5 protein-coding genes are annotated in these 6,337 nt (G+C 38.5%); 2 read left to right on the top strand and 3 right to left on the bottom strand.

What is annotated here, in order from left to right; all coding sequences use genetic code 11:
- The first annotated feature begins 217 nt into the window (after nt 1-217).
- Together B4J23_RS05920 and B4J23_RS05915 are read left to right on the top strand one after the other, a co-directional pair.
- Complete coding sequence (locus B4J23_RS05920) at nt 218-1,804, top strand: sensor domain-containing diguanylate cyclase (protein WP_291359249.1); 1,587 nt, start codon at nt 218-220, stop codon at nt 1,802-1,804.
- A gap of 150 nt (nt 1,805-1,954) precedes the next feature.
- Nucleotides 1,955-4,507, top strand: a complete 2,553-nt coding sequence (locus B4J23_RS05915) for a bifunctional diguanylate cyclase/phosphodiesterase (protein WP_291359247.1) — start codon at nt 1,955-1,957, stop codon at nt 4,505-4,507.
- On the opposite strand, the gene B4J23_RS05910 is transcribed toward B4J23_RS05915, so the two are convergent.
- From B4J23_RS05910 to modA, 3 genes are all read right to left on the bottom strand, one after another.
- Nucleotides 4,497-5,138: an ATP-binding cassette domain-containing protein gene (locus B4J23_RS05910; RefSeq protein ID WP_291359245.1), complete on the bottom strand. Its 642-nt coding sequence runs from the start codon at nt 5,136-5,138 to the stop codon at nt 4,497-4,499. The genes B4J23_RS05915 and B4J23_RS05910 overlap by 11 nt on opposite strands.
- A gap of 1 nt (nt 5,139) precedes the next feature.
- Entirely contained in the window at nt 5,140-5,823 is a 684-nt protein-coding gene (gene modB / locus B4J23_RS05905; protein WP_291359243.1) for a molybdate ABC transporter permease subunit, read from the bottom strand.
- Between the two features lie 26 nt (nt 5,824-5,849).
- Nucleotides 5,850-6,337: molybdate ABC transporter substrate-binding protein (gene modA, locus B4J23_RS05900; protein WP_291359241.1), on the bottom strand; the 488-nt coding region annotated here is incomplete at its 5' end.

Raw genomic sequence — 6,337 nt, 5'->3', positions numbered from 1 at the left:
TTATTTTTTTTGATCTTAGTCTTTTTCCATATCTTTTAAATATATTGAACAAATGGACCAAACCATTTCTGCTTACAAAATAAGCAACAGATTAAGCTTCAAAAATGCTTACAAACTGAATATTATTCATCTAAAATAGAGAACCACATCACATAATATAATTATTGAAATATATTGTATACATTTTGTATTTCTGAAAGATTCAGGGGATTAAGTTATGAGTGTTCAAAAGTTGCTCATTTCACTCAAACTTAATTTACGTAAATTGATTTTAATCGTTTTACTTGTGAGTCTGGTGATTCTTTTTTCAATTACATTGATTGTGAGCAATGTAATTCACCGACAGCAACTGATTAATAATTCTCTTGCAACTAATTATGAGTATGCAACTAAAGTTGCTTCTATTTCTGATTTATATTTTAAAAATATATTTAATGATTTAAGCCTCAGTGCCAATATTATTAAGAATGGCTTTCATAATGAGCAGTTATTAAAAACTGAATTAAACAGATTGATTCAACAATCTAATTCTTTTAGCAGTGTTTTGATCAGCGATGCAGATGGTCATGTCATCGAATATGCGCCTGAAACCTTGAAATTAGATAAAGTTGCGATTATCCGGTCTTTGGGCTTTAGTAAATCACTCGAATCAAAGAAGCCTTATATTTCCTCACCCTATTATTCATTAAAAGGTAATCTGGTCGTCCTGGTTAGTTTTCCCATCTTTGATCAGAATAATAAATACCAAGGCTTTATTGCAGGGTTTATCTATTTACATGAAGAATCCTTATTAAAGACACTTTTAAGCGAAAATTATGGTTATAAAAATAGCTACTTATATGTTTTTGATAAAGAACATAAAATTATTTATCATCCAGAAATAGAGAGAATTGGAAAAACATTCCAACACAATACCGGTTTAGCTTATATGGAGTCTCATAGCTCAGGAAAAATAAAATTAAACAACGATATGGGAGTTAGCGAACTAGCAAGTTTTGCAAAAATTCCTACGACTAACTGGACCGTGGTGTTTCAGCAGCCTACAGAAGATTTATTCGCCCAAGCCCGTCTTCTTGCCTACAAAGTGATTGGCACAATTTTTGTTATCTATATTATTATCTTTTTAATCATCTGGCGTATTTCAAAATCTATTACCTCTCCATTAAATGATCTTGCCAAAATGGCAAGTCATTTGAATGATCCAGGTATCACTGAAAAGATTAATCATATTAAGCCTTGGTATTTCGAAGTTTTTAAATTCAAGAAGTCCCTATTATCTAGTGTAAACGTTTTTAATCAGGAGATTGAAGAACTTAAACAGGATACTTTAACCGATCCTTTAACCGGCTTTTATAATCGTCGTGGCTTTGAACTATTTTTAAATGATTTAATTAGCAATAAAACTTATTTTGCTGTGGTGGTTTTGGATATTGACTATTTCAAGAAAATCAATGATCGTCATGGGCATGATATGGGTGATGTGGTATTAACCAAAGTTGCCGGATTTATTCGGGCAAGTTTTCGCGAACAGGATATTTGCTGCCGCGTTGGTGGTGAAGAGTTTATTATTCTTGCGCCAGTCAAAGAGATTTCCCAAGCAACTAAAATTGCTGAAAGATTAAGGCATAAACTGGCATCGACTTATTTACTTGAAGTAGGAGTCGTCACTGCCTCACTCGGTATTGCACACTGGCCTTTAACTTCTTCCGATATTAAAGAAGTTTTAAAACAAGCAGATACGAATTTATATCAAGCCAAACATTTAGGGAGAAATCGTGTGGTGACAGGTGAAAAAAGTGCCTAGTAATAATATTTTTATACAGTTATTAAGTAGATAATTTAAATATATTATTTTGTTATTGTGTTATGGGGTTTAGATCTTTTATTCAAAAAAACAGTACAATTTCTCTAATACTTCTAGGTTTATATAGAGGTTTATACTTAAGGATACAATATGACTTCTTTTTATAATGGAGGCACCAGCCAAGAGATTTTTAATCTGATTGGTCAAGCTGCTGCCTTAGAGGATATCATAGATGCGATTACCGCATGGTTAGGGGACAAAATCCCGGATGCACTGGTATCTGTCATGTTGTATTCGGAACAGGAACAAACGCTTAATTTAATAAAAGAACCAGCCTATTTTTCCAGAGAATATGTAGAAGCTTTAAAAGATCTAAAAATCGGCCCGAATGTTGGCGCTTGTGGTGCAGCTGCATATCATCGTCGTTTAGTGGTCTGTGAGGATTTACTCAATGATCCGAACTGGGTCGCATATAAAGATCTGGTTAAACAAAATGGTTTAAGAGCCTGCTGGTCGGTACCAATTGCCAACGGGAGTGGCAAACTTTTTGGCTCTTTTGGTACTTATTACCGTTCGATCAAGTCTCCTACTCCCAATGAAATTGACCTGCTGCAATATGCAGCTTCGCTGATCGCCTTAACCTTTGAGCTGTATGAAGAACGCAAAAAACGAAATCAGCTCAAAGATAAATATCAGTCATTTTTCTCTTTTCATCCCGATGCAATTTTTGAGCACAATCTGGATGGCAATATTGTAGATGCCAATCTGGCCACCAAATTTTTTAACGAAGTTGGTGTTAAATCGCATATCGGAACTAAAATTGATCATTTTATTGAACCTGAACATCACCCTCTTGCCTTAGAAGCCTTTGAGCAGGCCAAGCATGGCTTGACTGGACATCTTGAAGTTCAGGCACATAACTCGGCAGGACAGAAATACTGGCTCGATTTAACTTTTTTGCCAATTAAAGTGAATGAGGAAATTGTCGGTATCTTTAGCGTGGCACGCGACATTACTGAACGTTATCAAAACAATGAAATGCTGCGCTTAATGAAACGTAGTGTCGATGCAAATCCGCATGGCATTATTTTAACCTCGGCAGAAAATGACCAGCCTATTGAATATGTTAATCCGGCCTTTGAGCAGATTACCGGTTATAGCCTAGAAGAATTCAAAGGGAAAAATTGCCGCATCTTGCAGGGACCCGATACTTCAGCGGAAAGCATCCAGCAAATCAGCGAAGCCATTCAGAATAAATCTGAAATCAAGATTGTCCTGAAAAATTATCGTAAGGATGGACACTGGTTCTGGAACAAGCTGAATCTCGGCCCGGTCTTTGATGAAAATCATAAATGCACTCATTTTATTGCCATTCAACAGGATGTGAGTCAGCATGTTGCCCAGCAAGAACTAATCGCTTATCAGGAATCACATGACCATTTAACCGGCTTTATTAACAATAAACTGTTTGAAGAAGTGATACAGGAAAAACTGCATTTAGCTCAGACAGGTTCTGCAAATCTGGTGCTTTTATATCTGGATCTGGATGATTTTGAACCTTTGAATCAAAGCCTCGGTCATGATATTGGCGATAAAATTTTAAAACTGGTGGGCAATCGTCTGAGTCAAAATCTGCAGCCTGAAGATGTGATTTCCAGATTTTCAGGAGATGAGTTTGCAATTTTATTAACTCAAATGACTGATCTCAAGCAAGTCGCTGTACGTGCCGAAGAAATCATCGCCGGATTATCTCAACCTTTTCACGTAGATGGTTACGACATTCACCTGAGTGCCAGTATTGGTGTGGCTGATGCTGATCCAGACATTAAATGTGTTAAGCAGTTTATCAATGCTGCTAAAGATGCCATGCGTGACGCCAATGCCGAAGGGGGTAATACCTGGCACTGGTATAATTTCACGAAAGAGCCTTTACCGAAGGTCGATTATGTACAGCTTCGTCATGAACTGATGGTCGCTCTGCATGAACAGCAGTTTAAACTATTTTATCAGCCAATTCTGGACAGTGAAACGGGCAAGGTCAAATGTCTGGAAGCCTTGATTCGCTGGCAACACCCAGAAAAAGGCTTTATTTCTCCTGCCGATTTTATTCCTTTTGCAGAAAGGACCGGGCAAATCGTCTCAATTGGCGAATGGGTACTTAGACAGGCTTGTGAGGAAGTTAAAGCCTGGAATATGCAGCATGAGACTCAAATTTCGGTTGCCGTCAATCTATCTCCCTTACAGTTTAAAAGAAGTGGATTCCTGAGTGATCTCCAGCAATTATTAGCGGAAATTGAATTCCCGCATGAGTTACTAAAACTCGAAGTGACTGAAAGCATGCTGATTGCCAGCGGTGATAAGTCCATTGAGATCTTAAAAAATGTCCGGGCTTTGGGCATTAAAGTTTCGGTAGATGACTTTGGCACTGGTTATTCGAGTTTAAGTTATTTACGTAGTCTTCCGATCGATGAAATCAAACTGGATCGTAGCTTTGTTCAGCATTTACCTGGCAATCCACGAGATGAGGCCATTATTGAAGCCATGATTACCTTGGCGCATAAGCTGGATCTGGAAGTCGTTGCGGAAGGAATTGAGAATCCTGAACAGGCTGAGTGTTTAAAATCACATCATTGTGATTATCTGCAAGGTTTTTACTATGCAAAACCTGCCCGGCTCAATCAGCTAGAGTTAATCAGTTCCTGATTAATGTTCCCTGTTTGAGCAGTACAGTTTCAGCTTCTAAGTAAGCTAACTCTTCTAAATGATGGGTCACATAAATCATCGGTAAATTCAGCTCATCTTTCATCCGTTTTAGGAAGGGTAAAATCTGCTGTTTTAACTGTTGATCCAGTCCCGTTAAAGGTTCATCTAGTAGCAACAAATTTGGTGAAGACAATAATGCCCGACCAATAGAAACGCGCTGCGCTTCTCCACCTGATAGCTGATGGGCTTTGCGATAAATTAGAGGCTTTAATTCTAATAATTCCACGATGTCTTCAAACTGGAATTTTCGATCTGCTTTAGATATCAGTTTTTCTGCATAACATAGGTTCTGCTGCACATTCATATGTGGAAACAGCAAAGCATTCTGGAAAACTAATGCAATTTTGCGCTGATGCATTGGAATATTTATTTGCTTTTCTATATTGGTTAAATCCTGCTGATTAAACTGAATATATCCTTGATCAGGTTTCAATAACCCGACAATATTTTTGAGTAAAGTACTTTTTCCGCTTCCAGATGCACCGACGATCCCCAATAGTTGCTGCGATATTTCCAGTTTAATATTCAACTCGAAATCGGCTTGTTGATATTGAAAATCACACTTCAACATTTCAGCCTCCTAATTTCCGTTGATAGTTTTGCAAAATAAAATAATTGGCAATTAAGGCAGTAAATGCCAAAAAAATAGATAAAACCACCAGACGCATCGCCATTTCTTCACCATTCGGTTGTTGCAATAAGGAATAAATTGCGATGGGAATAGTGCGGGTTTCATCCGGTATATTACCTACAAAAGTAATGGTGGCGCCAAATTCACCCAGACTGCGGCTAAAACATAAGATGCTGCCAATCAGCATACCGGGAATCGCCAGAGGTAAATTGATACTCCAAAACACTTTCCACGGTGCTGCGCCCAATGAACCTGCGATATGTTCGAGTTGCTGATTCATGAGCTGAAATGACAAACGGATCGGTTGCACCATCAATGGGAATGCGACAATCATCGAGGCCAATACCGCCCCTTTCCAGTTAAATGCCAGTTGCAGCCCGAGTGTATTGAGATATTGCCCAATCATGCCTTGATTACCAAACAGTACCAAAAGTAAGTAACCTAAAACCACAGGCGGTAATACCATCGGCAGTTGCAAACATGCTTCGACCAGAAACTTAAGCCGAAATTCATATCTGGCCAAAACCCAAGCCAATGTTACTGCAAAAGGTAAGCAGAATAAGGTCGCAAAGCTGGCCACCTTGGCAGACAAATATAGCGCACTGAGTTCTTCTGGACTTAACATCTTGCAGTTATTTCTCCAGTCATTGTCTAGGGATTTAGCCTAAATCCATATTTTTGAAAGATGGCTTTGGTCTGCGCGCTTTTTTGTATAAATTGTTCAAATTGCACTGCTTCTTTATTCTGTGCGCCTTGCCGTGTCAAAGCTAAAGGATAAACAATCGGACTATGTGAATTTGCTGGGAAAGTACCGATGATTTTTACTTTTCGGCTGATCAAGGCATCAGTTTTATAGACAATCCCCACTTCACACTCGCCACGTTCGACAAAAGCCAAAGCCGAGCGCACATCATCCGTTCCAACAATTCGTCCTTTCAAGCCATTTAACCAGTTCAGTTTGGTCAGACTTTGCTTGGCATATTTTCCGGCAGGCACTGATTCCATTTGCCCGGTACATACATAACCTTTAAAGGACTGGGCAAAATTAAAACTGGACCGGGGTTTAAAATGAATATTCAGATGTTTCGGGCTGATCGCCACTAACTGATTTAACAGGATGGGATGAACTGAACTGGAAG

It is taken from the genome of Acinetobacter sp. UBA3025 (assembly GCF_002367915.1).
Taxonomy (GTDB): Bacteria; Pseudomonadota; Gammaproteobacteria; order Pseudomonadales; family Moraxellaceae; genus Acinetobacter.
This window is presented reverse-complemented; position numbering and strand designations above follow the sequence as displayed.